This window comes from Lacticaseibacillus nasuensis JCM 17158 (assembly GCF_001434705.1).
GTDB lineage: Bacteria > Bacillota > Bacilli > Lactobacillales > Lactobacillaceae > Lacticaseibacillus > Lacticaseibacillus nasuensis.
On record NZ_AZDJ01000026.1, the window covers coordinates 204,142 to 230,606 of the forward strand.

General features: G+C 57.5%; 29 protein-coding genes. 19 read left to right on the plus strand and 10 right to left on the minus strand.

Annotated elements, in window-relative coordinates; translation table 11 throughout:
• Window positions 1-40 precede the first annotated feature (40 nt).
• The 4 genes from FD02_RS06975 to FD02_RS06990 all read left to right on the plus strand — a co-directional run bounded on the left by FD02_RS06975 (window position 41) and on the right by FD02_RS06990 (window position 4,501).
• A complete protein-coding gene (locus FD02_RS06975; protein WP_056951406.1) occupies window positions 41-1,060 on the plus strand; it encodes an LLM class flavin-dependent oxidoreductase in 1,020 nt (339 codons plus the stop codon).
• A gap of 167 nt (window positions 1,061-1,227) precedes the next feature.
• The gene (gene rsgA, locus FD02_RS06980) at window positions 1,228-2,298 is read left to right on the plus strand and encodes a ribosome small subunit-dependent GTPase A (RefSeq protein ID WP_054722744.1); all 1,071 of its coding nucleotides are present in this window, start codon (window positions 1,228-1,230) and stop codon (window positions 2,296-2,298) included.
• A 185-nt stretch (window positions 2,299-2,483) separates the two neighbouring features.
• Window positions 2,484-3,350, plus strand: a complete 867-nt coding sequence (locus tag FD02_RS06985) for a DUF3737 family protein (protein ID WP_054722746.1) — start codon at window positions 2,484-2,486, stop codon at window positions 3,348-3,350.
• Complete coding sequence (locus FD02_RS06990) at window positions 3,350-4,501, plus strand: MalY/PatB family protein (RefSeq protein WP_056951408.1); 1,152 nt, start codon at window positions 3,350-3,352, stop codon at window positions 4,499-4,501. The genes FD02_RS06985 and FD02_RS06990 overlap by 1 nt, the downstream gene beginning before the upstream one ends.
• Window positions 4,502-4,554: 53 nt before the next feature.
• Here FD02_RS06990 and FD02_RS06995 read toward each other — a convergent pair whose 3' ends face one another.
• Both FD02_RS06995 and FD02_RS07000 read right to left on the minus strand, forming a co-directional pair.
• Window positions 4,555-4,857 (minus strand): LysR substrate-binding domain-containing protein, encoded by a 303-nt coding sequence (locus tag FD02_RS06995; RefSeq protein WP_156408269.1) that lies wholly within the window; start codon window positions 4,855-4,857, stop codon window positions 4,555-4,557.
• A gap of 6 nt (window positions 4,858-4,863) precedes the next feature.
• Window positions 4,864-5,103 (minus strand): hypothetical protein, encoded by a 240-nt coding sequence (locus FD02_RS07000; protein WP_054722748.1) that lies wholly within the window; start codon window positions 5,101-5,103, stop codon window positions 4,864-4,866.
• A gap of 199 nt (window positions 5,104-5,302) precedes the next feature.
• On the opposite strand from FD02_RS07000, the gene FD02_RS07005 reads away from it, so the two are divergent.
• Window positions 5,303-6,442 carry a helix-turn-helix domain-containing protein gene (locus tag FD02_RS07005; RefSeq protein ID WP_056951412.1) on the plus strand — a complete coding sequence of 380 codons (1,140 nt, stop codon included), beginning with the start codon at window positions 5,303-5,305 and terminating at the stop codon, window positions 6,440-6,442.
• A 69-nt stretch (window positions 6,443-6,511) separates the two neighbouring features.
• On the opposite strand, the gene FD02_RS07010 is transcribed toward FD02_RS07005, so the two are convergent.
• Window positions 6,512-7,396 carry a LysR family transcriptional regulator gene (locus FD02_RS07010; protein ID WP_056951414.1) on the minus strand — a complete coding sequence of 295 codons (885 nt, stop codon included), beginning with the start codon at window positions 7,394-7,396 and terminating at the stop codon, window positions 6,512-6,514.
• A gap of 228 nt (window positions 7,397-7,624) precedes the next feature.
• Between FD02_RS07010 and FD02_RS07015 the strand changes: the two genes are divergently transcribed.
• From FD02_RS07015 to FD02_RS07025, 3 genes are all read left to right on the plus strand, one after another.
• Complete coding sequence (locus FD02_RS07015) at window positions 7,625-9,304, plus strand: malolactic enzyme (protein WP_268871596.1); 1,680 nt, start codon at window positions 7,625-7,627, stop codon at window positions 9,302-9,304.
• 2 nt (window positions 9,305-9,306) lie between these two features.
• Window positions 9,307-10,293, plus strand: a complete 987-nt coding sequence (locus tag FD02_RS07020; RefSeq protein WP_054722752.1) for an AEC family transporter — start codon at window positions 9,307-9,309, stop codon at window positions 10,291-10,293.
• A 142-nt stretch (window positions 10,294-10,435) separates the two neighbouring features.
• Window positions 10,436-11,038 (plus strand): FMN-dependent NADH-azoreductase, encoded by a 603-nt coding sequence (locus FD02_RS07025; protein ID WP_054722754.1) that lies wholly within the window; start codon window positions 10,436-10,438, stop codon window positions 11,036-11,038.
• Between the two features lie 32 nt (window positions 11,039-11,070).
• Here FD02_RS07025 and FD02_RS07030 read toward each other — a convergent pair whose 3' ends face one another.
• Window positions 11,071-11,505, minus strand: coding sequence for a MarR family winged helix-turn-helix transcriptional regulator (locus FD02_RS07030; protein ID WP_054722756.1), 435 nt, complete (start codon window positions 11,503-11,505; stop codon window positions 11,071-11,073).
• Between the two features lie 279 nt (window positions 11,506-11,784).
• On the opposite strand from FD02_RS07030, the gene FD02_RS11355 reads away from it, so the two are divergent.
• Entirely contained in the window at window positions 11,785-11,946 is a 162-nt protein-coding gene (locus tag FD02_RS11355; RefSeq protein WP_175265170.1) for a hypothetical protein, read from the plus strand.
• Between the two features lie 285 nt (window positions 11,947-12,231).
• Here the strand turns inward: FD02_RS11355 and FD02_RS07035 are convergent, their stop codons facing one another.
• Both FD02_RS07035 and FD02_RS07040 read right to left on the minus strand, forming a co-directional pair.
• Window positions 12,232-12,975, minus strand: a complete 744-nt coding sequence (locus tag FD02_RS07035; RefSeq protein WP_054722758.1) for an SDR family oxidoreductase — start codon at window positions 12,973-12,975, stop codon at window positions 12,232-12,234.
• Between the two features lie 11 nt (window positions 12,976-12,986).
• A complete protein-coding gene (locus FD02_RS07040) occupies window positions 12,987-13,538 on the minus strand; it encodes a DapH/DapD/GlmU-related protein (RefSeq protein WP_235806696.1) in 552 nt (183 codons plus the stop codon).
• Between the two features lie 121 nt (window positions 13,539-13,659).
• On the opposite strand from FD02_RS07040, the gene FD02_RS07045 reads away from it, so the two are divergent.
• Entirely contained in the window at window positions 13,660-14,547 is an 888-nt protein-coding gene (locus tag FD02_RS07045) for a LysR family transcriptional regulator (RefSeq protein ID WP_054722760.1), read from the plus strand.
• 62 nt (window positions 14,548-14,609) lie between these two features.
• The gene (locus FD02_RS07050) at window positions 14,610-15,041 is read left to right on the plus strand and encodes a hypothetical protein (RefSeq protein WP_056951417.1); all 432 of its coding nucleotides are present in this window, start codon (window positions 14,610-14,612) and stop codon (window positions 15,039-15,041) included.
• 208 nt (window positions 15,042-15,249) lie between these two features.
• Here FD02_RS07050 and rpsD read toward each other — a convergent pair whose 3' ends face one another.
• Together rpsD and FD02_RS07060 are read right to left on the minus strand one after the other, a co-directional pair.
• Entirely contained in the window at window positions 15,250-15,861 is a 612-nt protein-coding gene (gene rpsD / locus FD02_RS07055; protein WP_054722764.1) for a 30S ribosomal protein S4, read from the minus strand.
• Window positions 15,862-16,036: 175 nt separating this feature from the next.
• The gene (locus tag FD02_RS07060; RefSeq protein ID WP_056951419.1) at window positions 16,037-16,519 is read right to left on the minus strand and encodes a GAF domain-containing protein; all 483 of its coding nucleotides are present in this window, start codon (window positions 16,517-16,519) and stop codon (window positions 16,037-16,039) included.
• Between the two features lie 179 nt (window positions 16,520-16,698).
• Here FD02_RS07060 and ezrA point away from each other — a divergent pair, with 179 nt between their 5' ends.
• Window positions 16,699-18,402, plus strand: coding sequence for a septation ring formation regulator EzrA (gene ezrA / locus FD02_RS07065; protein ID WP_056951421.1), 1,704 nt, complete (start codon window positions 16,699-16,701; stop codon window positions 18,400-18,402).
• A gap of 38 nt (window positions 18,403-18,440) precedes the next feature.
• Here ezrA and FD02_RS07070 read toward each other — a convergent pair whose 3' ends face one another.
• Window positions 18,441-19,052, minus strand: a complete 612-nt coding sequence (locus tag FD02_RS07070; RefSeq protein WP_054722770.1) for a sugar O-acetyltransferase — start codon at window positions 19,050-19,052, stop codon at window positions 18,441-18,443.
• A gap of 89 nt (window positions 19,053-19,141) precedes the next feature.
• On the minus strand, window positions 19,142-21,868 hold the full coding sequence (locus tag FD02_RS11310) for a KxYKxGKxW signal peptide domain-containing protein (RefSeq protein WP_162255583.1): 2,727 nt from the start codon (window positions 21,866-21,868) through the stop codon (window positions 19,142-19,144).
• A 286-nt stretch (window positions 21,869-22,154) separates the two neighbouring features.
• Here FD02_RS11310 and FD02_RS07080 point away from each other — a divergent pair, with 286 nt between their 5' ends.
• The 7 genes from FD02_RS07080 to FD02_RS07110 are packed head-to-tail and all read left to right on the plus strand — an operon-like array spanning window position 22,155 to window position 26,465.
• Entirely contained in the window at window positions 22,155-22,691 is a 537-nt protein-coding gene (locus FD02_RS07080) for a YqeG family HAD IIIA-type phosphatase (RefSeq protein ID WP_056951425.1), read from the plus strand.
• A complete protein-coding gene (yqeH, locus tag FD02_RS07085; protein ID WP_056951426.1) occupies window positions 22,672-23,796 on the plus strand; it encodes a ribosome biogenesis GTPase YqeH in 1,125 nt (374 codons plus the stop codon). Before FD02_RS07080 ends, yqeH begins: the two co-directional genes overlap by 20 nt.
• 10 nt (window positions 23,797-23,806) lie before the next feature.
• Window positions 23,807-24,118 (plus strand): YhbY family RNA-binding protein, encoded by a 312-nt coding sequence (locus tag FD02_RS07090; RefSeq protein ID WP_054722778.1) that lies wholly within the window; start codon window positions 23,807-23,809, stop codon window positions 24,116-24,118.
• Complete coding sequence (locus tag FD02_RS07095) at window positions 24,115-24,777, plus strand: nicotinate-nucleotide adenylyltransferase (RefSeq protein WP_420805082.1); 663 nt, start codon at window positions 24,115-24,117, stop codon at window positions 24,775-24,777. Before FD02_RS07090 ends, FD02_RS07095 begins: the two co-directional genes overlap by 4 nt.
• Complete coding sequence (gene yqeK / locus FD02_RS07100) at window positions 24,770-25,369, plus strand: bis(5'-nucleosyl)-tetraphosphatase (symmetrical) YqeK (RefSeq protein ID WP_054722780.1); 600 nt, start codon at window positions 24,770-24,772, stop codon at window positions 25,367-25,369. Before FD02_RS07095 ends, yqeK begins: the two co-directional genes overlap by 8 nt.
• Window positions 25,370-25,371: 2 nt before the next feature.
• Window positions 25,372-25,731, plus strand: coding sequence for a ribosome silencing factor (gene rsfS, locus FD02_RS07105; RefSeq protein WP_054722782.1), 360 nt, complete (start codon window positions 25,372-25,374; stop codon window positions 25,729-25,731).
• Window positions 25,728-26,465, plus strand: coding sequence for a class I SAM-dependent DNA methyltransferase (locus FD02_RS07110; RefSeq protein WP_056951428.1), 738 nt, complete (start codon window positions 25,728-25,730; stop codon window positions 26,463-26,465). The genes rsfS and FD02_RS07110 overlap by 4 nt, the downstream gene beginning before the upstream one ends.

The following is a 26,465-nucleotide window of genomic DNA, read 5'->3' on the forward strand; positions in this document are numbered from 1 at the left end:
ATATTACCTGTGTTCGATGAAAGAAAACGAGGTGAGTCACATGAAAAAAATTGGCTTTTTAAGTTTTGGCTTTTGGCAACCGAACAATTCGTTGGTCACCACCGCGCAACAAAGCTATCAAGAATCCGTTGAGTTGGCGGTAGAAGCCGAGAAGCTCGGCGTCGATGGCGCGTGGTTTCGGGTGCATCATTTTGCCGATCAAATCGGCACGCCGTACCCCTTGATGGCGGCGATTGCGGCCAAAACCAGCCGGATTGAAATCGGCACCGGCGTCGTGGACATGCGCTACGAGAATCCCTACATGATGGCCGAAAACGTGATGTCAACGGATGTGCTGTCGCAAAACCGGGTGCAACTCGGCGTCGGTCGCGGGTCTCCGGAGCAGGTCGAAGACGGCTGGAAGTATTGGGGCTATGATTATAGTGAAGAGGAAATTAAAGACGTCGCCCGTGAGCGCGCATTGAAGTTTCTCGATTTGATCAAGGGCCGGCCGTTCGCCAAGCCCAATGCCCAGCCGATGTTCCCGCAGGCGCCTGGGTTGCGGCGGCTTGAGCCATTTTCGCCGACGCTGCCGCAGCACATCTGGTGGGGCGCCGGCAGCCAGGCGACGGCGGTGTGGGCCGCCCAGCACGGGATGAACCTGCAGTCGTCGACCTTGGTCAACTATGAATCCAACGAGCCATTTCATGTGCAACAAGCCAAGCAATTGCGGGCGTTCAAGGCGGCGTGGGCCGAAGCCGGGCATGATTTTGCCCCGCGGACTTTGGTCACGCGCTCCATCATGCCAATCGTCAACGACTTGGACCGGCAGTATTTTGCCGAGGGCACCCAGACGCAAGACGAGGTCGGGTACCTGGCTTACCACCAAAACCCAACGATTTTCGGGAAGATGTACGTCGGTGAAGTTGATCAGCTCGTCAAGGAGTTAGGCGAAGATGAGGCGATCAAGGAAGCCGATACGATCCTGATCACCGTGCCTTCCACGTTAGGCGTCGCCTACAACGTGCACATTTTGCAAGTGATCATGCAAGACATTGCCCCGGCGTTGGGGTGGAAGTAAGCACCGGGAGGCCGCGGCCTCCTTTTTTGGTGTTCCGCGAAAAATTTGCTACAATCAAGCCAGCGGTGATTTATTTGCCGCTGGAAAGGCTGGAATTGTTATGTTGAGCATTGTGTTTGGCGTTGCCCTGTCACTGGAGGACGGCATCGCTTAGTCTTCCGCTCAATTTGGAGGACAAACCACTGAATTTAACTGAATATGGCGCCACCGCGCAACCCGTCGTCAACGGGTTGGCCTTGGCGCGCGTTGTGGCCACGAGCCACGACCATTACCTGATTATGACTGAAACTGGCCAGCTGGCCGCGACCTTAAGCGGCCGGCTGATGAACCTCGCCACCACCGCCACCGATTGGCCGACGGTGGGGGATTGGGTGCAGGTTCGCCTGCCGGACAATCCCGCAGACGGCGCCGTCATCGAGCGTTTAGCCGCCAGGCAAACGGTGTTCACGCGCAAAGTCGCCGGCCGGCGCAGCAGCGAACAGCTGGTGGCGGCCAATATCGATACACTCTTATTGTGCATGGCGCTGGATGCGAATTTTAACTTGCGCCGGCTCGAGCGTTACCTCGCCGTCGCCGCGGCGTCCGGGGCCAAGGCCGTGATCGTCTTGACCAAGGCCGATCAAACCACGACCTTGCCCGAGCAGCTGACGGCGGTGGCCAGTGTGGCCGGAACCACGCCGGTGGTGGTGTGCGACGCCACGCAACCGGCCGGCCTCAGCGAATTGACAGCGTTGATGCGGCCACGGTTGACCTATGCCTTCCTCGGGTCTTCCGGCGTGGGCAAGTCGACGTTGATCAACCGCTTGGCCGGGTCGGACGCGCTCGCGACGCAAGCCGTGCGGGCCGCTGACGCCCACGGTCGGCACACGACCACGGCGCGGCAATTGCTGCGCTTGCCCAACGGCAGTCTGGTGATCGACACGCCGGGGATGCGCGAGCTAGGCGTCATCGACGCCGATGTCGACGCCAGTTTTGCCGACATTCAGGCGCTGGCGCAACACTGCAAGTTTCGCGATTGCACGCACCACACCGAGCCGGGGTGTGCCGTGCAAGCCGCAGTGGCCAGCGGCGAATTAACTGCGGCGCGACTGGCCAGCTACCAGTCGCTGAAGGCAGAACAAGCCGTCAATTTGGCGTTGCGCGGCAAGGCCCGTGAGAACGCGAAGATTGCGCGGATGTTTGGCAGCAAGAAGCAAATGAAGACGATGATGCAAGCCGCCCGGCACCGCCGGCGGTAACGGTTAGGCGCTTTGGTGAACAACCCCAAGGCGCCTTTTTGCGTGGGCGAGATGCTTTTACGGCATTACCGCATCTTACTGGAAGCATTAGACAGTTTGGGCAAACTCGACTAAGATAATCCTTGTCGCCGGTGGCCGGCAGGGTTGCGGCTATCGGCAAACCTTTGGACCAAGCAGGAGGCACCATGACAACATATCAGGATCAATATTTTGAAGGTGAACGCGCGCTGTTTGCCGAGCACGACGCGACACTCACGAACACCACTTTTGGCCAAGGCGAATCGCCGCTGAAGGAAAGTCGCAACATCACTATGAAGGACTCGGTGTTCACCTGGAAGTACCCGTTGTGGTACAGCCAGCACGTGACGGTCGATCACACGATTTTTGAAACCATGGCCCGCTCCGGCATTTGGTACACCAAGGACATCACCATCACCAACAGCGCGTTGCAAGCGCCGAAGCTGTTCCGGCGCTGCCAGCAGGTACGCCTGGCGCACGTGCACTTCAGCGACGCGCAGGAAACTTTGTGGATGAGCGACACGGTGCGCTTGACCGACGTCCAGGCCGCGGGGGATTACTTCGGGATGAACAGTAGCAACCTCTACCTCGACCACGTCGACTTGATTGGTAATTATTGCTTCGATGGCGCCAAAAACGTTGAGGTACACAACAGTACGTTTGTGTCGAAGGACGCGTTTTGGAATTGCGACAATGTCACCATTTATGACTCGACCATTAACGGCGAATATCTCGGCTGGAACACGAAGCATTTGACGCTGATCAACTGTACCATCGAAAGCCATCAAGGGCTGTGTTACATCGAGCACCTGACCCTGGACAACTGCAAGCTGTTGCGCACCGATTTGGCCTTCGAGTACTGTTCAGACGTCAAAGCGGATGTCACCAGCGATATCATGAGCGTCAAGAATCCAATCAGCGGCACGATTCACGCCCACGGCATCGACACCTTGATCATGGATGCCAGCAAAATCGATCCGAACCAAACGCAGATCACGACCACGACGGCGATTGCCCATTCGGAGGTGGCCTAATGTATGATTTTACGCACGCGCCCAAGCGCCAAGGCACCGATTCCGTCAAGTGGCACGTTGAACCAGGCGAGTTGCCGATGTGGATCGCCGACATGGATTTTGCCACCGCGCCGGAGATTGTCGCGGCGCTCCAAGCCAAGCTCGAACTCGGCGCGTTTGGCTACGAGGAGCCGCAAGCCAGTTACTTCGCGGCGGTAGCCAGCTGGTACCAACAGGTGCATCACGCTCAGGCCGATCCGAGTTGGATGACCTTTACTACAGGCGTCGTGCCGGCGATTTCGGCGATTGTCCGCCGGGTGACCGACATCGGCGACAACGTGTTGGTGCAGGCGCCGGTGTACAACATTTTCTACAATTCGATTGAAAACAATGGCCGCCATGTCTTGGCCAGCGATTTACAGTATGCGGCCGGCCAATATGCCGTCGACTGGGCGGACCTGGAGGCCAAGCTGGCGGCGCCGTTGACGACGCTGATGATTTTATGCAATCCGCACAACCCCATCGGCAAGGTGTGGACGAAAGCCGAACTCACGCAGCTCGCGGAGCTGTGCCTGAAGCACCACGTCATTTTGCTGGCCGACGAGATTCACGGCGACTTGGTGTTGGCCGGGGCGGATTACACGCCGGTGTTTTCGCTGGAGGCGGAATTGCGGCAAAACACCATCACCCTGGTGTCGCCAAGCAAGACCTTCAACGTCGCGGCCCTGCACGCCGCCACCGCCATTGTGCCGGATCCCGCCTTGCACGCGCGGGTCGACCGCGGGTTGAACCGCGACGAGGTGGCCGAGCCGAACCTGCTGGCCATTCCCGGCACCATTGCGGCGTACACCAAAGGCGCCGCGTGGCTCACGGCGTTGAAGCAGCAGCTCTGGGCGAATCACCAACTCGCCGTCGAATTTATTCAACAGGAGCTGCCTCAGGTGCGCGTCGCCTCTGGCCCGGCCACGTACCTGATGTGGCTCGATGTCCACGCCTATGGACATTCGGCCACGGCGCTGACGCAACAAATCCGGCAACGGACCGGATTGATTGTGTCCGATGGCACGGTGTACCGCGGCAACGGTGCACAGTTCTTGCGGCTGAATTTTGCCTGCCCGGAAGCGATGCTACAAGACGGCTTGGCTCGCCTTAAGCGCGGACTGGCCGAATAATTATTTAGCAAAAACCGCCAGCGACCGGCACTTCGGTCGCTGGCGGTTTTGCGTTAGGCGTGGGGCTTGAAGCGGGCGATGAACGCCGTGGTGATTGGCGTTTGCAGCCGGTGCTTGCGCCAGGCCAACACCGTGTGGGTTTGCACGCGCGGGGCAAACGGCACAAAGCGGACGCCGGCGTGGCTGGTGGGGTCGATGACGCATTCGATGGTGAGAGCGGCGCCGACCCCATTTTGAATCAGCGGCACCACGTTGAGTGCTTGAAGTGAGACGTGGGCCCAATCCGGGGGCAACTGCTGAACAGCCGCGCGGCTCGAAATTAACAGCGGCGCGTCAGTTAAGTCTGCCGGTGTGATGGCCGGCTAGGCGGCCAACGGCTCAGATGCGTTGACCACCAGGCCCCAGTGCTCGATGTGGACAAACCAGCTATTCTTGGTGGCCCCGTGCCAGAGCTTGATGCCGTCATGGGTGACGTCGATGGCCGGGTCGTTGATTAAGGTGTTCAAATAACTTTGGCCGACAAAATATTGCGCGTAGGCGTCGTTTTTAGCGCCCATCGGGAAAATGCCGTTGGTCACGGCTTGTTCATTCGTGGTTGTCATGGCGTTGCTCCTTTAGTAGTTGGACTGATTGCGGTTAGCGTCAGTGTACGACTGCCGCCAAGCTTCGGCCAATACTTGCTTGCTGTACCGGTCATGCCCGGCAGGCATGACGACCGCGAAAAAAATACCAAGTCGACTTGGTATGGTGGTTTGCACAAGACGGGTAAACTGTAATCAGCAAAGCAAGGGGGTGGGGCAGATGGAACCGTTGGCAGCCAAATTTGGCCGCGGCTTATACCGACTGAGAATCCAGCGCGGCATGTCGCGCAAGCAAGCCGCGGCCGCCAGTGATCTGTCGCTCAACGCGTTATCCAGTATCGAAAATGGCACGGCATTGGTCAAGCTAGACACGCTGTTGCGCTTGGTGCAGGTCTATGGCGTGGCCTTTGACCAATTCGTCGCGGAACTAGAGGCCAAACCGGTTCGCGCTGCGGGAGCGGCGACTCGGGCAGTTGCGTCTGATGCCCGGTTTTTCGTGTTGGACACTAAAGGAGCGGTGCGCGAAAACCACTATGCCGACCAGGATTTTGTCGCGTATTCCTGGGATCCGAAGCGCTTCGGCAAGGTCCGGCAAGGCGATTGGTTGATCTATCGGCGGCCGCAAAAGGCCAGTGAAACGGGCTCCTGGTATTTATTCGGGGCCGGCCAGATTGGGCCAATCACCGCCTTGCCGGACGGCCGGGTGAGCGCGCAAATCGTGCACCCATTTCCGTTTCCACATTATTTATTGGCCGATCAAGACCTGGCAGATTTTGTGTGGGCATTCAAGCCTCGCACGCGGCCCGATTGGCAACGGTTCTTTAATCAGTATGGCATGACGGAAATTAAGCGGGCCGATTTTGAGCAATTGTTGGCGTTGGCTCAGGTGCCGGCCGATGCCGCGCTCTTGCAGGAAGGCGGCGCGCTGTACCGCCAAATTTCCGCGGGCCAATATCTGTTGACGGAACGTGAAGAAACGGTGCTGGGCCGAGTCGGGCAAACGGTGCTGGCCGAGCGGGTCAAGGCCAATTACGCCTATCGGTGCGCGGTCACCGGCATCAACACGCGGGCCTTACTGGTCGCCTCACACATCATTCCGTGGCGCGTCGATGCGCAAAAACGGCTGGATCCTGGCAATGTCATTTGCCTTTCGCCGTTATGGGACCGGGCCTTTGATCAAGGACTGGTGACATTTACGCCAGAGGACAAGCGGGTGGTGTTGTCGCCCGCGATTCGCCGCGACCACGCACTGACGGCGTTATTGGCTCCCTATGAGCACCGGAAGCTGAATCTGCCGGGGCAGTTTGTGCCTGAAGCGACGGCCTTGGCCTACCACAATCAGCATATCTTCCAAGCATAATCATAAACACACCCCACTCAGCCGATTAGCGCCGGCTGAGTGGGGTGTTTGCTGTTCTGAAGCACTGGGTTAGTCCGCGCTGGGCGGAGTTAAAATTGTTAACAGTTGCGTGAAGGCCGGGGTTTGCTGCAAGGTCTTGCTGGTGACCAGCGCGATATCAAACGTGGGCTGGCCGGGGTCGTCCAGCGTGAGCGTGTGCAAGTGGTCGGCGGGTTGCACCGCCATTTCGGCGAGCAACGCGATGCCGACCTTGGCCTGAACCATGTGCTTGAGCAGGCCGACATCTTGTGTGCGGTAAACGACGCTGGGCTGAATGCCGGCGGTGTGTGTGAACCAATCGAAGGCCTTCGTGTGGACGAAGCCTTCCGCCAAGGTGACGAAGGGCTCGTCTTGTAAATCGGCAAAACTGACGTGAGTCTGCGCGGCCAAGGGATGATCTGGCGCGACGACAATCGTGAAGGGTACCTGGCGTAGTGGCTGGACGGTCAGCGCCGGCGCGTTCAGCGGCCCCGTCGACCCCAGCAAGGCGCCGTCGAGATGACCGGCGCGCAAGTCCGCCAGCAAATTTTGCGAGCCGGCTTCGACGGTGTCGAGTTGGTCAATCAGCCCGGCTTGCATGAGGCGCGGCGCCAGCGTTGGAAAATAAAAATTGCCGATGATGGGTGGCAGGCCAAAGCGAATCTTACCGCTGCGGGCCCGAGCCAGTTCCGCTTCGGCGGCGGCCAACTCGGCGGTGATCACCCGCACGTGACTGGCGAGCACCACGCCGGCCGGGGTCACCGTGACTTGCCCGTGGCTTTGGTCGCGGTCGATCAGCTGAATGCCAAAATGGGCCTCCAGCCGCTTTAGCGCCATCGTGATCGTCGGTTGCGTGACGCCAAATTGGTGGGCGACTTGGGAAAAATTTTTGACTTTGGTCAAGGCGGCAAAGTAGGCGAGGTCTCTGGTGTTCATGTTGGCTGACTCCCTTCTCTCATATTAATAAAGTTTAACACACTCGCGGCAAAGTGCTGGTTGCCCCCGGATGATCGGGGATGAAGCGAAATATTTTTTTGCCTCCCAAGGGTGAACGGCGGGGCGCGAGCTGCCGCATCCGGGACCAGGCGGGCTCATATTAGCAAATCGTATCGAGCCGCCGGGGTTTGACTATATTTTTGTTCGCCGCGTAAAGTGAACCTCGTCATAAACAAGGAGGATTCAGTAATGAAATATACACCAGAACAATTAATTCACGATCCATTTTTAAATAAGGGGACTGCCTTTACCGCCGCAGAGCGAGCGCAATACGGCCTGAATGGGCTGCTGCCAAGCGCCATCCAAACCCTCGACCAACAAGTCACTCAGGCGTATGCCCAGCTCCAAAGCAAGCCGACCGACCTGGCCAAGCGGCAGTTTTTGATGCAGCTGTTCAACGTCAATCACGTATTATTCTACAAGTTATTCTCCGAGCACATCGTTGAATTCATGCCAATCGTGTATGATCCAACCATTGCTGATTTTATTGAAAACTATTCCGCCTTGTTCCTGGAACCGCAAAATGCCACGTACTTGAGCATCGATGCGCAAGCCGACATCGAATCCGCCTTGCGCAACAGCGCCAATGGCCGCGACATTCGCCTCATTGTGGTCACGGATGGCGAGGGCATTCTCGGCATCGGCGACTGGGGCACCCAAGGCGTCGATATCGCCGTGGGTAAGCTGATGGTGTACACCGCGGCCGCGGGCATCGACCCGAGCCAGGTGTTGCCGGTCGTCCTGGACGCCGGCACGAATCGCCAGGAGCTGTTAGCCGACGACTTGTACCTTGGCGTGCGGCACGAGCGCGTCTACGGCGAGGCTTACCACGCCTTTGTCGACAAGTTCGTGGCGACGGCAGAGCAGCTCTTCCCGCATTTATACCTGCACTTTGAGGACTTTGGCCGCGCCAATGCTGCCGATATTCTCAATCAGTATAAGGACCAAATCACCACGTTTAACGACGACATTCAAGGCACCGGGATCATCGTGCTGGCTGGCCTGTTCGGCGCGATGAACATCTCTAAGCAAAAGCTCACGGACCAAGTTTACATGAGCTTTGGCGCCGGGACTGCCGGCGCGGGGATTGCCCAGCGCGTCTATGACGAATTCCTGCAACAAGGCATGGCGCCAGCCGAAGCCAAGCAGCATTTCTACCTCGTCGACAAGCAAGGCTTGTTGTTTGACGATGACCCGACCTTGACGCCGGCGCAAAAGCCGTTTGCGCGCAAGCGGAGCGAATTCGCCAACGCTGATGCGTTGACCAGCCTCGAAGCTGCCGTGAAGGCCGTGCACCCAACCGTGTTGGTCGGCACGTCGACGCAACCGGGCACCTTCACCCAGCCAATCGTCGAAGAAATGGCGGCCCACACTGAGCGGCCAATTATCTTCCCGTTGTCGAACCCAACCAAGCTGGCCGAAGCCAAGGCCGAGGATCTCATCAAGTGGACCGCCGGCCGGGCGCTGGTCGCCACCGGGATTCCGGCTGCGGATGTTGACTACAATGGCGTCACCTACGCCATCGGCCAAGCCAACAACGCCTTGGTTTATCCTGGCTTAGGCCTCGGCACCATCGCCGCGACCAGCAAGCTGTTGACCGACGCGATGATTTCCGCGGCTGCGCACAGTCTGGGTGGTCTGGTCGATCCTGATCAAGCCGGTGCTGCTGTGTTGCCGCCGGTATCAAAGCTGGATCAGTTCAGCAAAACGGTGGCCATCGCCGTGGCCAAGCAAGCCGTTGCTGACGGCCTCAACGAGGCGCCGATTGCCGACGTGGCCAAGGCTGTGGCGGCTACCCAGTGGACGCCGGCCTACCGCGAACTCACCGAAATCGAAGTGGAGGGGTAATTGTGACTGCCTTATATACCAGTGTCGAAAGTGTTTTAACGATTGTCTTAATGATTGCGCTGGGCTACATTCTCCAGCACAATGGCTGGTTTGACGAAAAGTTTGGCCAGACGATTTCTAATTTGTTGATGAAAATTGCGTTGCCCGCTTCGATTTTTATCCAAGTGCTGCAGCGTCTGACCCGCGATAAGCTAATCAGTTTGTCTTCCGGGTTGGTGTATGGTTTCGGTGCCGTGGCGTTAGGCTACATCGTCGCCTTCATCCTCGTCAAGCTGCTCAAGGTGCGCCCGGGGCGGCGGGGGACCTTCATCAACATGTTCGTCAACGCCAATACCATTTTTATTGGCCTGCCGCTGAACATGGCGTTGTTCGGTGACCAAGCGACCGCGTACTTCTTGATGTACTACGTCGTGAACACCGTTTCCACCTGGACGCTCGGTGCGTTCTTAATGAGCTGGGACGACCCAACCAAAACCACCGGCGAGCTCGGCACCAAGGCCAGCTTCAACTGGAAAAAGTTACTGCCGGCCCCGCTGGTTGGCTTCCTGGTCGCCTTGGTCTTCTTGTTGTTCAACATTCCGTTCGTGAACGTCGGCTGGTTGAGCTTCGTCGTTAACGCGATGACCTATGTTGGCAGTCTGGTAACCCCGTTATCCCTGATTTATATTGGGATTATCCTCGCCAAGGCCGGGTTCAAAACCATCAAGTTCGACCGCGATTCCGTCGTTGCCTTGCTCGGTCGCTTCGTCGTGGCCCCAGTGTTGATCTTCACCTTGATCATGCTGGGCGTGAAGTTCGGCTTCAATGTGCCGAGCCTCGAAGCCAAGACCTTGATTGTGCAGGCTTCTGCCCCTGGCTTAGCGGTGTTGCCAATTCTGGCCACCGAAGGCCACGGCGACGTCGAATACGCGACCAACGTGGTGACGCTGTCGACCGTGCTGTTCGTCATCGTCGTGCCAATCATCATGTTGTTGATTCAAGGAATGTAATCTCCATACCCCTGCGTTGGGCTCACTCACGCAGGGGTTTTTCTATGCCATCAGAGAAAAGGTTGCCGGCTACGCTTATCTGTGTTAAGGTATTCGAGTAGCCGGCAACCTAAATGCCGGTAGTGAAAAGGAGAATTCGAATATGAGTCAAGTTTTAGTCATCAAAGCCCATCCATTTGGCCCCGACCGCTCCCGTAGCATGCGCGTCCTCGACCAATTTCTCACGAGTTATCAAGCCGCCCATCCGGCCGACACCATCACCGAGCGCAACCTTTACGAGGAAGACTTCCCAGAATTGGATGGGGACATGTTGGCGGCGTTTGCGCCAGACGCCAAGCCGACGCCGGCGACAGCGGCCAAGCTGGCCGTGTTCGACGCCGCGTTGAATCAGTTCAAGGTCGCGGATAAGATTGTCATCGCCAATCCAATGTGGAACCTCGGCATTCCGACCAAGCTGAAGTCCTGGATCGACGCCATCACCGTCGTCGGCCAAACCTTCCGGTACACCGCCAGCGGACACGTGGCGTTGCTGCCAGGCAAGCAGGTGCTGCACATTCAAGCCGCCGGCGGCAAATACGCCGGTCAGGACCCGGCCACCCAGTACGTGCACGCGGCGCTAGAATACCTCGGCACAGAAAAGGTGATCGATTTGCCCGTCGAGGGGATGGATCATTTTCCGGAGCAGGCGCCGGCCATCGTCGCCGCAGCGGAAAAACAGGCCACAGCGCTCGGCCAATCATTTTAAGCAAAAGAAAAGCCACCGGCAAAGTCGGTGGCTTATTTGTTCAGCGCGGCAGTCATTTTGCCTGCGAGTCGAATATATTCGGCTTGTTCTTGCGGGGTCAGCGCGGCGGCGGATTGTTTTTCCACGGCCTGGCACACGGAGCGGACGCGTTTGGCTAGCGTCAGGCCGTTCTCGGTCAAGCCAACTAGCGTGACGCGGCCGTCTGCCGGCGAGCGCCGGGTCTCGACGACGCCGGCAGTCGTCAAGCGGCGCACCGATTTGGCAATGGTGGCGTGGTTCACCGCGAGCAATTCCGCTAACTCGGCTTGAGGCTTGGCGCGGGCGTTGTCTTGAAGCAGCGCCATCAGCAGCATCTCTTGCCCGGGGTAGACGCCCAGCTCGCGCAGTCCCGCCTCGGTTTTGGCCCGGTGCGCGGCGACGACATTCAACGTCGCCGCGCCGACGGGAAATTCATTGAAGATTAACATGTGAGGTCTCCTTATCCGTTGCCGGCAACAGGTTAAGCATACCAGACTTCGACTATTTTTCAACGGTGGGGCTTGTCTTCGGCGCTGGGGGCAGGGTATGCTGAAGGCTAGCCAAACAAGACGAAGTGGAATGGACCGTTTTTTCATGATCAGCTGCCGCCTGCGAGCGCGATGGTGCACAGTTTAGGCGAAGCAAGCTACCCTTGCCAGCGCCAGTGACGATTGGCAGCAGCAATGACGTATGGTAGAATTTGCTCACAAACTTGAAAGGGGTACCAGATGAAAAACTTGCAGGCTGGCGGCTTCCTGTTTGTCGGCGGGGCCATCATCATGACCGTGACGCAATTTGGCCGAGTCATCCCGATTCTCGGTGGCGTGTGTGCGCTGCTTGGCGTGGGGATGTTGTTGTATTATCTCTTTAGCCAAGAGGGGAAATATTAGGCGCATCTTGTTTTGAGGCAAAGTTAATGAAGAACAAGCAGAAAAGCATTTGGCCAGCTGGCCAAATGCTTTTTCAATATTGCCTTGTCATTGAGATTGACCAGTTCTGCTGTCACGCCTAAACTGCGACCGTTAGCCAAGCCTGAGCGTTCGCCATCCTCCAGTAATCAGACCTTGAAGTCGATTCACTGGCTCACTTTTGAAGGCAACACCAGTTAGTCAATCAAACTGCGCCCAATAATGTGGGTGCTGAACAAGAACTGGGCAACTGTTTGAGCGAGCAGGTTACCAAGGCTGGTCGGTTGGCCCAACGGTGAATTCATTGAAGTTGGTGTCTTCCGGCATGTCGATGGCGAACGCAACGACTTTGGCAATGCGATCGGCGGTGATTTCGTAGGTGTCGTAGGTGTGCTTCATATCGGTAGCCACCCCTTGGTCAGTGATTGTGCGCAGCAGCTCCGTTTTAATGGCGGCGGGGTAAATCGTTGCGGTGCGAATGTGGCTGCCTTCTTGCGCGGCTTCCATCCGCAAGACTTCCATGAGGTCCCGAACGGCCCACTTGGTTGCGCCATAGACGGCACCACCTGGATAAGCTTTCAGCCCGGCAACGGAGCTGGTGGCGATGAAGTGGCCGGATTTTTGCGTCTTGAAGGTTGGCAAGGCGGCGGCGATGCCGTTGAGCACGCCTTTGAGGTTGACGTCCACGATGCGGTTCCATTCCTCGACTTTCAGCGCTGACAGCGGCGAATTTGGCATCAAGCCGGCGTTTAGGAACATGACGTCGATGCCGCCAAACGTGTCTTTAGCCAGTTGGACGAGGGCTTGATTATCTTCTGGCTTGGTCACATCGGTAACGCGATAGACGGCTTGACCACCCGCATTATTGATAGTAGCAGTGAGCGCTTGAAGCTTCTCCTCACGGCGGGCCCCAAGGACGACTTTGGCGCCGTGGCTGGCCAACAGCTTGGCAGTTTCGGACCCGATTCCGCTAGAAGCACCAGTGATGACAACGACTTTGTTTTCAATCATGTTAATTCCTCCTAATTTTGACGAATAGGTCGTAAGATTTTGGCGGGAACGCCGGCAACCACGGTGTTGGCTGGCACGTCCCTGGTAACGACAGCACCCGCACCGACGATTGCGTTTTCGCCGATGGTCACGCCGGGATTAACAGTTACGTTCGCGCCGAGCCAGGCCCCTGGTTTGATGCGGACCGACTTGAGGATCAGGTCGCGGCGGTGCGCGGGGTCCTCGTTGTGACCAACCGAGATCAGCATGGTCCGGGGGCCGATCAAGACATGATCTTCAATGTAGATGCCACCGAGATCGACAAAGAAACAGTCGCGGTTGATAAAGACATCTTGCCCGATCACCGTGTGCCGGCCGAAGTCTGTTTGAAACGGCGGGTTGATCACCGAGCTGCTTGGCAACGGCGTAGATAACAGGTGCGTCAAGCGGCTGCGCCGCTCACTTTCGGCGCTGGTCTGGTTAAAGGACATCAATTGCGAGCTGGTTTCGGCGACGATCGCATCGACTTGTTCAGTTAGCGGCCCGGTCCAACTGACTGGACCGGCATTGATGAGTTGGGGCAAAGGCATGGGCACGAAAAAGACTCCTTCCTGGTGACAATCATCAGCTTAAAGGCAACAGCGGCATCTGTCGAATGCCTATATTGAATGTTAAACTATAGCCAAAAGGCATGGAGGCAGGATCATGGAGCTACGTGTGTTGCGGTATTTTCTGATGGTCGTTGCGGAACGCAATATTTCACGGGCAGCGGCCAAGCTGCATGTGTCGCAGCCGACGATTTCCCGGCAGCTCAGCGACTTAGAAGATGAACTCGGCGTGAGCTTGTTTGAGCGCGGCAGTCGCAATATCGAATTGACCACCGATGGGGAATATTTTGCCCAGCAAGCGCGGCAAATCGTCGCGCTGGCGGACAAAACAGTCGCCAATGTGCACGGCAAGCACGACATTGCCGGCAGTGTGATGATTGGCAGTGCCGAGGCGCCGATGATGCAAACGGTAGCCAACGCGATTGGGCACCTGCGCCAAACTGCTTCGCAAGTCGTGGTGAATATTTACAGTACTGATGCTGAAGATGTGCACGCGCGGATGCAAAGCGGCTTCTTTGATTTTGGCGTGGTGATGGAGCCGACGGATAAAACGGGTTACCATTTCATCAATCTACCTGGCGCCACGCGCTGGGGGGTGTTGGTGAAACGCGATTCGTCGCTGGCCCAACAAGCCTCAGTCACGGCGGCGGACTTGCAACAGCGGCCGGTGATTATGACGCGCCAACGCGGTAGCATCGATCGGGTAGGCGACTGGCTGGGGACCAGTGAGCGGCAGTTTTCAGTGGTGGCGACGTATAACTTGCTATACAATGCCGCACTGATGGTCAGTGCAGGCGTTGGCGTGGCGATTTGCTTGGAGGGCATCGTCAATACCGCCAACTCTGATTTGGAATTTGTGCCGTTTTCGCCGCCATTAAGCGGGCATGCGAGTTTGATCTGGCCCAACACGGGGAAACTGTCACCGGCCGCTCATGCCTTTTTAGACGCGATGATGGCTGAACTGCCAGACACAAGCGTAAAATAATGAGGCGATGACACCTGGCGTTAAGCGTCCAACACCGGTGAAAGGAGCGGCCCTCATGAGTTTTGAACAAGTCGCGCAGAAACGGTGGTGGCGCCAAGCACAAGATCTATTACACTGCAGTTTGGGTCAATGGCGATAAGGCCATTGCCGAAATGCCGGTGATGATATTATCGCCGCGCGTCAAACTTGACGGGCAACCCGTTGATCTGTATTCCTACGCGCGCATTTTCACGCGGTTAACCAAGGAAAATGACACTTGGAAAATTCTAGACGGCGAGTGCATCTATGAGCGCGATGAGTTAATCCCAGTGGTGCCTGGCAAGCCGATCAACATCGACACGAAAGAATCGGCGTCATACCGGGAGAGTTACCAAGGGCTGTGCTACGTGCTAGCCCGCCCCGGCTTGACCAGCCGGGCCGACTTGCCTGGTGAAGACCAGCCTGAAACTGTGGAAAAAGTCTACGCAGATGCTAGCCGCTGGTTTTTCGCCTAGGATTAGAGGGTGGCTGTCGGCATCCTCGCAAAGGCGCTTCAGGATTCAGACTCGTCGCCGCGAGCAGTCATCCAGTTGCTGGCTTAACCTGATTGGTTGCTTGATGTTGAGTTGAGACTCGGCTCGGCGACCAAAGCAAACAAAAACGCATCTGACCATTTGGCCAAATGCGTTTTCGATATTGTATCGATGAAATTGTAATCGAGAATTACAGCTTCTGGTTGTAGTATTCAACGACCAGCGCTTCGTCGATTTCTGGTTCGAGCTCTTCGCGTTGTGGTAAGCGGACGAGGGAACCTTCCTTCTTGTTGTCATCGAAGGTCACGTAAGCAGGGCGGGAAACCGTTGCTTCGAGCGCATCGTTGACGATGGTCAGGTTCTGGGAGCGCTCGCGCAAGCCAATGACTTGGCCAGGTTGCACTTCGTAGGAAGGAATATCAACGCGCTTGCCATCGACGGTCACGTGACCGTGGTTGACGAGCTGGCGAGCCTGCGGGCGCGTCGTGGCTAAGCCTAAGCGGAAGACCAAGTTGTCTAAGCGTTGTTCCAGCATGATCATGAAGTTATCACCATGGGTGCCTTCACGAAGCTTGCCGGCGCGGATAAACAGGTTTTGGAATTGGCGTTCATTCAGGCCGTACATCCAACGGAGCTTTTGCTTTTCACGCAATTGCTGACCGTATTCGGACACCTTACGACGATTGTTGGCACCATGGTCACCAGGCGCGTAAGGGCGACGAGCGAGTTCTTTACCAGTGCCGGAGAGGCTCAAGCCAAGACGGCGAGACTGCTTCCAGCGAGGTCCAGTATAACGAGACATATTGAAATTCCTCCAAAGATTTTATTTGGAGTAAAATAATCGGTTGTGAATTCGGCACACGGGCAGTCGCACTGGGCGGTTCACCTTTGCAGCCGCGGTTACTACGCACGCTTGTTGCCAAGTGTGCGACTGGAGCCGACCATGCCATTCACTGCTGCATTATTTTACACAGCGACTAGTATACCTTGGCCAGCGTAGCGGCGTCAAGGGAATCTGCTAGACAGTCGGCAAACTTGCCGAGGACCTGCTCGTCAGCTTCGCTAAAGCGGTCAAAGGTGGTGGAGTCAATGTCGAGAATGCCAAACACCTGCCCGGCGTGGCGCAGGGGCAACACGATCTCGGCGTTGCTGGCGGCGTCGCAGGCGATGTGCCCGGCAAATTGGTGAACGTCTGGCACGCGCAACGCCTGATTCTTGGCGTAGGCGGTACCGACGACGCCTTTGCCTGGTTCGATGTGTGTGCAGGCCACCTCACCGTTAAACGGGCCGAGGTCCAGCGTGCCGGTGCGGGCGCTGAATAAATAGACGCCAGCCCAGTTGACGGCGTCTAAGGCGTGGAACAACAAGGCGCTGGCGTTGGCCATAATCGTGATGGGATTGGTTTCCCCTTCGCTTAATGCGGCGAGCTGCGCGGGGAGTAACGAGTCAATTGGTGTCATCTTGAGCCTACTTTCGCAATTTTTTAGCGACAATGCGCGGATTCCCGTTGAAAAGGGTTTAAAGTGACCCCCGTTTTTGCGATACTAGGAGCATAAGGTTCGTGGGCGCGGGGATTGCTAGTAGTTTAGTCGACCCTCAGGAAAAATTCAATGATGCGTCGCGAGTAGAAGGTGGATACATGACTTGGATCATCGGTTTGGTAATTGCCATTGTCGTGATCGGTTTAGCGCTGTGGTGGTGGCAGCTCCGCAACGCGCGGACGATTAAACAATTAGATGAAGAAACGGCCACGCTCGATCCTGGGGCGGTGACGAGCCTGATTCGCAGCATCGATCAGCTGGGTTTGACCGGCGCGAGTCTCAAGGACTTCACGAAGTGGCAACGCGCCTTTCAGAAGTTAAGCGAAGGCCAGCTGGCGAGTCTGCACAGTGCGCTGTTAGACGTCGAGAATCACAACGCCCAGTTCCGCTTCTTGACAGTGCGCCGCGAACTCACGACGGTCACTGACTTGAAGGCGGCGGTGGCCAAGCAGCTCGAAGAGATTCGCGCGGCGTTATTGCGCCTGCGCGACAGCGAGGCCGACAATCGCACCCGCATGGTGGCGGTGCGCGAAGCCTATCAGGAAAGTCGCAAGACCATTTTGGCCAAGAGCTTTTCTTACGACGAAGCGCTGCCGGCACTGGAAGAATCCCTGCAGGCGCTGGGCACTGAGCTGCAAACCGTTGCGGCGACCAACGAAGCCGGTGATCACGAAGCTGCCCGCGCCCAACTCGACGCCGTGACGACCAAGGTCAACGAGTTGCGCAACCAGGTCAAGGCGTTGCCGACATTGATCAACGACGTGGTCAACGAATTCCCCGCGCAACTCAAGGAGATTCGCCAAGGCTATGACAAGCTCAAGGCCCAGCAATTCGTCTTCACCGACGACGTGCCAGCCGGGGTGAAGCAGGTTACCGCGCAGCTCAAGGACGCCCATGCCGAAATTAAGGCGTTGCAGCGCAAGGAGCTCGCCGCCACCAACGCGGCAATCGCCGACAAAATTGACGCGTTGTATGCCGTCATGGAAAAAGAGTTGGTGGCCAAGAAGGCGGTGCTACAACAGGCCAACGACTTGGGTCGCTTCATCGCCCACGCCGAGCACCAAAACGCGGTGTTGACCATCGAGCTGGATCACCTCAACCAAAGCTACACGCTGAACCACGACGAAATGGCGCAGGCGGTGGCGTTGAAGCACCAAATCGAAGACATCAGCGACCGCTACGATGCCGCCGAGCAAGGCGTCAGCGAGCACACGATGGCATTTTCCACGATTCTGGCGCAGTTCAACACCGACCGCAAGGCGTTGCACGATATCGAAGCCAAGCACCAAACCATCGACCAAAGCGTCAACAACTTGCGCGAGCGCGAGCAACAAGCCGTCAAGCAAGTCGATCAATTCGAACGCGACCTGCGCGACATCAAGTACGAAATGGCCCGCCATCAGTTGCCGGGCCTGCCGCATGACTACGTGGCATTCGGCAACGTGGTGAACCAGGAGTTCACCGCGGTGCGCAAGGCGTTGAACCAGGTTAAGATCAACATGGACGACATTGCCAAACAGATTCTCAAGGTTGACGCAGACATTAGCGAGCTGAAGGACCAGTCGCGCGCGGTGCTTGATGCCGCCGGGCTCACCGAGCAGTTGCTGCAATACGCCAACCGCTACAAGACTAGCCACGAGGATATTGCCAAGGCTGTGCAGGAGAGCCGCGAGTTGTATCGCCGCTACGAGTACAAGCAGGCCGCCGATACAATCGCCACGGTGCTTGAGCAGGTAGAGCCGGGCAGTTACCACAAAATCGAAACCGATTATCTCAACCAACAAAATAATGATTTATTCTAAAGCAATCGGGTCACGTCCGTTGACGTGGCCCGATTTTTTTATTGTTGAAATAGGGTGGGATCAATCTGGCGACCCTTGGCGTATTCGGCGCGGTCCCGCGGGCCAATCTCCCGTAACACTTTGGCGGGGTTGCCCACCGCCACGACGTTAGCCGGCAGGTCGTGGGTAACGACGCTGCCGGCGCCGACGACCGTGTTGTCGCCGATGGTGATGCCGGGCAAGACGATGGCGCCGGCGCCGAACCAGACATTGTTGCCGATAGTGACCGGCAGGTTATATTGATACGCCTGCGCCCGCAGCTCAGGCACCACCGGGTGGGTGCCGGTGGCGATGACGACGTTGGGGCCGAATAGCACATAATCGCCGATGTGAATGGCGGTGTCGTCGACCAGCGTCAGGTTGAAGTTGGCGTAGACGCCGGTGCCCATGGTCACAAACTTGCCAGCCCAATTGGCGTGTAAGGGCGGTTCGATGTAGCAATCCGGCCCGATCTTGGCAAACATCTGCTGCAAAAGCGCGGCGCGTTTAGCTTTTTCACTTGGTCGGGTGTGGTTGTAGTCGTACTGTAATTCCAGCGCGGCGTCTTGAGCCGCCATGATGCCGGGATCATCGGGTAAGTAGAGTTGTCCAGAATGTTGTGCAGTGGTCATCGTGCACCTCCTTGTCACCGCTACCATAACACAACTACAAGCGCCGCTCCACGCAAAAAAACACCGGCACGAGGCCGGTGTCAGTAGGCTTAATGTTCACGTTTGCGCAGGCCCGCCAGCCCGAAGCCGGCAATGAGCGTCGCGCCGAGCATCGCCAACGTGGTGCCAGTGGTATCACCGGTGGTGGGCAGGCGATGGGCGGCAGTGGCCGCGGCAGGGGTTGCCGGCGTGGTGCTGGTTTCAGCAACGTTGCTGCTTGCAAGGCCGGCGCCTGGTTGCGCCGTCGCTGCGGTCTGGCTGGTTTCAGTATTGCCTGAAGAATGTGGCTTGGTGGTTTCGCCTTCACCTTGGGTATTCGGCAACACGGCCAGTTTGGTGTAGGTCACCGTCACGAGGCTGTCGTCTGGTAGCGTCGTGCTTGCGCCAACAGCTTGTTGCGCGACTTGCGCGGCGGTCGACTTGTAGCCGGCGATGCTTGGTGCAACATAAGCCTGATACGCGCCTTGTGGGGTGTAGATAGTTTCGCCTGTTACGGCATTGGTCACGGTCTTATAAGTAATGGTCTGGATGACCGGTTGCCGTAACGACTTGCCAGCGGCATCCGTAAACGCGATGGTGCGGGTGGTGGTCGCCGTGCCGTAAGTCAATTGCGGCGTGTAGGTTACGGTCATCGTCGTATCTGCTGGCTTTGTCGTAGTCGGCTCTGGCACAACAGAATCGATGCTGGCCACGTCAGCGGTGTAACCAGCTTTTGCTGTGGCATACGCAGGGTAGAAATCTTGCGCCGTGTAAGTCGTTTGGCCAGTCACGGCGTTCGTCACCGTCTTGTAGTTGATCGTCTGCACGATGGTCTGTGGCTTGAACGAGCCATCCACGCTGACCAGTTTGATCGTGCGGGTGGATGTGGCTGTGCCAAACGTGAGCTGCGGCGTGTAGGTTACGGTCACCGTCGAATTCTGCGGCTCAGTGGCCGATGGCGCCGGGGCCAACTGAGCGATGCTGGCGACGTCAGCGCTGTAACCCGTTTGGCTCGGGACGTATTCGGCGTAGGCCCCTTGTGGCGTGTACACCGTCTCGCCAGTCAGACTGTTGGTGACCGTCTTGTAGTTCACCGTTTGGACGACCGGCTGGGGTGCCTGCGTGCCGTCTGCGTTGACGAAATTGATCGTGCGGGTGGATTGCGCCGTGCCATAAGTTGGTTTAGCGTGAACCGTCACCGTGATGGTCTTGGTGACTGGGCCGCTAGCCAGTGGCGCGGTGTAGGTGACCGTGAAGTGACCGTCGTGATTGTAGGTGTAGGTGCCATCTGACTGCTTGGTCAAGACGCCGGTTGGATCGGTGATGGTATATGACGTGTCGCCTGGATCGCCGGCAAGGACGGTGGTGCGGCCTTCGAAGTTATCTTCAGGGCGATATGTATCAGTTTTGTCGACGGTGACGGTGCTGTTATGCGCGGCTAACACGGGAACAATCTCATAGTACAAGTAGGTAATTGCCGGCAGGCCAGATTCCCCGGCGCCAGGATTGTCATTCAGCGCCGAGCCCGTACCGTCACCGGCGGGGTTCACCAGCGACACGTCACTGTAGTTGTAGGTATATTCCGGGGCAGAAACGGTATAGCCGAGATCCTTGTAGGCTTGATAAATCGCCTCTGTTGAAATCCGCCAGGCGCCTGTGGACAACAATGGGGTATTGGCCGCAGTCTGTGTTGGCGACCACGTGACGCCATCGGTAGAAATTTGAATGTCCGATAAGGCAAATTGCGGCGCGAGCTTTTGCAATGCCGCAGGGGCGACTTGATAGGAGCCGTTCGGTTGCTTAATCGTCGCATAATCCGTGGTTGGCGCGAACGTGACCGGGGCAGCCAAGTTACTGGTTGCATGCATATCTGTATAGACGGTGTAATTGCCGCTATTAAAGTTCATGACTTCAACGGCGCCAGAATAACTGCTCGGGTTCAGATAATCTTCCGGCGTGCTTCCTAACCACTTCATCGGCAGGGTCAACGTGTACGATGTGCCTGGGGCTAGCGTGCCGTCGACCATCACGGCCTGCAGTTGATCCCAGGTGAAAGTGGGATGCTGGGCCATTAAGTTCGCATAACTTAAGTACTCGCCGTTGAAGCCATGCATCGAATAAGTCAGCTTAATTGTGTTAGGAAAGGCCGAAGTAAACGTCGCTTCCGTCACCTTGCTAGCATCAACCACCCAATCGGAATTGGGCTTGGCGAAGTTTGGTAACAGCAGAACCGGATGGACGTGGAGGTTGTTACTGGTCGGGTTGCTGACGGTCAGGGTGGTGGTGAGATGAGTTGAATCCGTGGTGTAGTTCGTGGCGTTCAGCACATCGTCCGAATTATCTTGATTGTCAGTATAATGCGTTGTGGCCTGATGGTCGCTACCGCCAAGGCTGGCGGTGACATCGGCTTCACCAGTCACGGTAGCAGTTGGCGCCGGCGCTGGCTCAGGCGCTATTGGTGCGGCAACCGGTTGCGCGTTGGTCGCATGAGTGGCTGGTGCCGATTGCGCCGCAGTACTGGTAGTCGCGTCTGGCTGAGTCGTTGCCGGCGTCGTACTTTGCGCATTGTCACTGCCAGCGGCCGTGGCTGATTCAGCCGAGCTGGTCTCTGCAGTTGGCGTCTGCGCAGCCGGACTCGTGGCAGTGGTTTCTTGAGTGCTCGGCGTTTCCGCTGCGGCGACACTGACGGTGTGGCCGGCAGAGATGCCGATGCCAATACTGGCGACGGTGATCGCCGCAAACAGCCAGCGACGACCCGCTTTATACATCTTGTAATGTGTTTTAATCGACTTCTCCATGTGAATGGCCTCCAAGCCCATGAAAAAGTTCCCCCTACAGGTTAGGGTAGTGCTTACAATTGCCGAAATCAACGGGTTCCCTCAAAATTGCTCGGCTGAATCAGCAAATCATTTTGCCGCTTTTCTTAACTAAAATATTATAGTAAAAGTTTATCGACTATTCGTAATATTCGCGTTTGACCGCGACAGTGAGGCCGAAATGTCTCTGGGTGCAATTTTGCCGGTGGTCCGCTATAATTAGGGGATATGACTTGTGCGGAGGACCCGCACCTGGAGGAGGCGCCTTGTGGCAATCATTACCCCGACCTACGCCGTCAAGGCGATTTATGGGTTGACCCCGGAGCAGTTGCGGCACCACGGCGTGCGCGCAATCTTGACGGATCTCGACAACACCTTGATCGCCTGGAATAATCCGGACGGCACGCCGGAACTGCGGCAGTGGCTGAACCGGATGCATGATGCCGGCATCATCGTGATGGTGGTATCCAATAACAATGCCGACCGCGTGTCGCGCGCGTTGGCCAAGCTCGACTTGCCCTTCGTGTCGCGCGCGTTAAAGCCGCTACCGGTGGGCATCAACCGCGCCGTGCGCAAGCTGCACTTGCCGAAAAAAGCGGTGGTGATGGTGGGCGACCAGTTGTTGACCGATGTCGTCGCCAGCAACGTCGCCGGCGTGCGCAGCATCCTAGTCCAGCCGCTGATTGAAACCGACGCGTGGAATACTCGGATCAACCGATTTTTTGAACACTTCTTATTTAAACTACTGAATCATCGTCAACCACTCACTTATCAGGAGGATTTGCATGGCAACAAGCGAAACTGAAGCACTGTATTGCATCGGCTGTGGCGCCAAGCTCCAAACGACGGACCCCAAGGCACCGGGTTATCTGCCCGCCGGGACCATGGCGAAGGCCCAGGCTGATCCGGATGGCGAGCTGTACTGCCAACGGTGTTTTCGCCTGCGCCATTACAACGACATTCAAGGCGTCTCACTCACCGATGACGATTTCTTGCGATTGTTAACGGCGCTGGGGCAAAGCGACGCCTTGATCGTCAACGTGGTCGACATCTTCGACTTTGACGGCAGCGTCATTCCCGGCTTGCACCGCTTCGTCGGCGACAATCCCGTCATTTTGGTCGGCAACAAGGCCGACGTCTTGCCGAAATCCGTCAACCAGCGCCGCTTGACCCAGTGGTTGAGCCACGCCGCCCATGAACAAGGGTTGCGGCCGGTGGCGACGCTCTTGACTAGCGCCAAGAAGGGACACGTTGAGGACTTACTGGCGACCATCGAGGAGTACCGCGAAGGGCGCGACGTGTATGTCGTGGGCGTGACCAACACAGGCAAGTCGACCTTGATCAACCAGATTATTCGCCACCTCACTGGCGAGCAAGACGTCATCACGACGTCGCGCTTCCCGGGGACGACGCTTGATCGCATCGAGATTCCACTAGCCGATGGCAAAAGCCTGATTGACACGCCCGGGATCATTCATCACCACCAAATGGCCCATTACATCAACAAGGCCGATTTGAATCTGGTGGCGCCGACCAAGCCGATTCGGCCCACGGTCTACCAGCTGAATCCGGGCCAGACGATTTTTCTGGCCGGGTTGGCGCGGTTCGACTTTCTGGCCGGCCAGCGCAGCGGCTTCACCGTGTATGCGGACAACCAACTGCTGCTCCACCGCACGAAGTTGGAAAATGCCGATGCGTTTTACGCCAAGCACGTCGGCGATTTGCTGCAGCCGCCGCGCCCGGCCGACTTGGCGGACTTTCCGCCGCTGGCCCGGTTTGAATTCACGCCGAAGCAAAAATCCGACTTGGTTTTCGCTGGCCTCGGCTGGATTGTCGTGCCGGCGGGGCAAACCGTCGCCGGCTACGCCCCAACTGGCGTGGCGGTGACGCTGCGCCCGGCGCTCATTTAAGGAGAACAACATGCTAACTGGTAAACAAAAACGATTTTTACGCGCGCAAGGCAACACCTTAAAGCCGCTGGTGATCCTCGGCAAAAATGGCCTGACGCCGACGCTGGTGCAAAGCGTGGCGGCGGCCATCGAGGCCCATGAATTGGTGAAAATCAATCTGCTGCCAACGACCGAAGACACCCCGAAGGCCGTGGGTGATTATTTGGTTGAGGCGATTGGCGGGCTACAGGTGGCGCAAACCATCGGCCACACCGTGTTGGTGTACAAGCCGGCCTTTAATCCCGACCACCGCAAGCTTTCTGTGGAGGTGGCCAAGCTGTGAGTACCACTACCGGGTTTACCGTGAAGCAAACAACGCTGACCCGGCCGGTGATCACGGCGGAGGTCAGTGAGGAGATTCTGGGGCCGCGGCGCAAGCAAGTGGCGCTATTTGGGGGCACGTTTAACCCCGTGCACATTGGCCACTTGATTATGGCTGAGGCAGTGGGGACGACGCTTGGGCTCGATCGCGTCTTGTTCATGCCCGACAACCAACCGCCGCATGTCGACCACAAGTCCGCGATTCCAGCCGCCCACCGCGTGGCGATGCTGGAAGCGGCGATTCGCCCGAATCCCATGTTTGACCTGGAGCTCACCGAGGTGCGGCGCGGCGGCGTCAGCTACACCATCGACACCATGCGGGCGTTGCGTGAGGCGCATCCCGACACCGATTACTACTTTATTATTGGCGCGGACATGGTGAATTACTTGCCGAAGTGGCGCGACATCGACGAGTTGGTGAAGCTGGTGACCTTCGTTGGCGTGCGCCGGCGCGGGTTCACGCCGGCGTCGGCGTATCCCATCGTCTGGGTCGACGCGCCATTGATTGAAATCTCGAGCTCCACCATCCGCGAGCGCGTCGCCAAGCACCAAAGCATTCGCTACCTCGTGCCCGATGCGGTCGCGGCTTATATTGAGAAAGAAGGCTTATATCTTGACTGACCTTGACTACCCAGCCAGTTTGACTGGGGGCCACACCCGCGCCGAGCTCTTGGCGCTGTTACACAACCGGCTCGATGACGCGCGGTATGCTCATTGCGTGCGGGTGGAACAAACGGCGCGGGAATTAGCCCGGCGCTTTGGCGCAGACGAAGCACGCGCCGGCTTGGCCGGATTGTTCCATGACTACGCCAAGCAGGTGCCGGTGGAAACTTACCGCACCTTGATTCAACGTCAAGGCTTTGACCGCGCGCTGCTGAACTATTCCCGCGGCGTGTGGCACGGCTTGGTGGGCACCTGGTTTATCAAAACCGAGGTGGGCATCACGGACCCGGCGGTGATTCAGGCCATTGAGCGCCACACCACCGGCGACCCGGAGATGACGGTGCTGGACCAGATCATTTTCGTCGCGGACTTCATCGAACCCGCCCGCGACTTGCCGGTGGAGGCCAAGTGCCGTGAAGCCGCGCAAACCAGCCTGACCGAAGCCACCCGCATCGAGTTGGAGAATACGTTGACGTATTTGATTGCCAAGCGCCAAATCGTGTACCCGAAGACCCTGTTGACTTATAACGCATTTTTGACAAAGGAGTAACTATGACCCCAAAGGAATTACTAGAATTAATCGTTCGCGCCGGTGACGACAAGCGCGCCAGCGACATTGTGGCGCTAGACATGGCCGGCGTGAGCCTGCTGGCGGATTATTTCGTCATCATGAGCGGCAGCTCGGAACGCCAGGTGCAAGCCATCGTCAAGGCCATCGACGACAAGGCCGCCGAAGCCCACGCCAAGGCGCCACGCATCGAAGGCAAGAAGGGTTCCAAGTGGCTGTTGATGGACTTCGGTGACGTGGTGGTGCACGTTTTTGTCCCAGAAGAGCGCGAGTTTTACAATTTGGAAAAATTGTGGTCCGACGCGCCGCTGGTTGACGTCAGCGACTGGGTCACGACCGAATGATTTACACCAGTTTCGCCCAGGTGTATGACACCTTGATGGACGACACGCTGTACACGCAGTGGCGCGATTACGTGCAGGCGCGCGTGCCGGCCGGCAGTCATGTCTTGGAGCTGGCTGGCGGCTCCGGCAGCCTGGCGGTATTGCTGGCGCAAGCCGGCTATCAGGTCACCGGACTAGATTTAAGCGCCGACATGTTGGCGTTGGCTGAGGCCAAGCTGGCCCAAGCCGACGTCACGGTGCCGCTATTGCAAGGGGACATGCGCGACTTGAGTGGGCTGGGGCCGTATGATGCGGTGACGTGCTTTGATGATTCGATTTGCTACATGCCCGATCTCGCCAACGTCACGCAGGTGTTTCAGCAAGTCGCCAGCGTCTTGCCCATCGGCGGGCGCTTCTTGTTTGACGCGCACTCGCTGTACCAAATGGATGAGCGCTTCCCGGGGTATATGTACAACTACCAAACGGCAGACTATGCGTTTTTGTGGACGAGTTACGCCGGCGACCAGCCGCATAGCGTCGAGCACGACTTGACGTTTTTCGTCTACGATGAGGCCATCGACGCCTACCACCCGCTGACGGAAACGCACCACGAGCGCACTTATCCGCTGGCGGATTACGAAGCGGAGTTGACCGCCGCCGGGTTTGACCTGACTGGCGTGACGGCCGATTTTGGCCACCACGCCGTGCGGGCTGACAGCGTGCGCTGGTTCTTTGAAGCAAAACGGGTGAGGTAA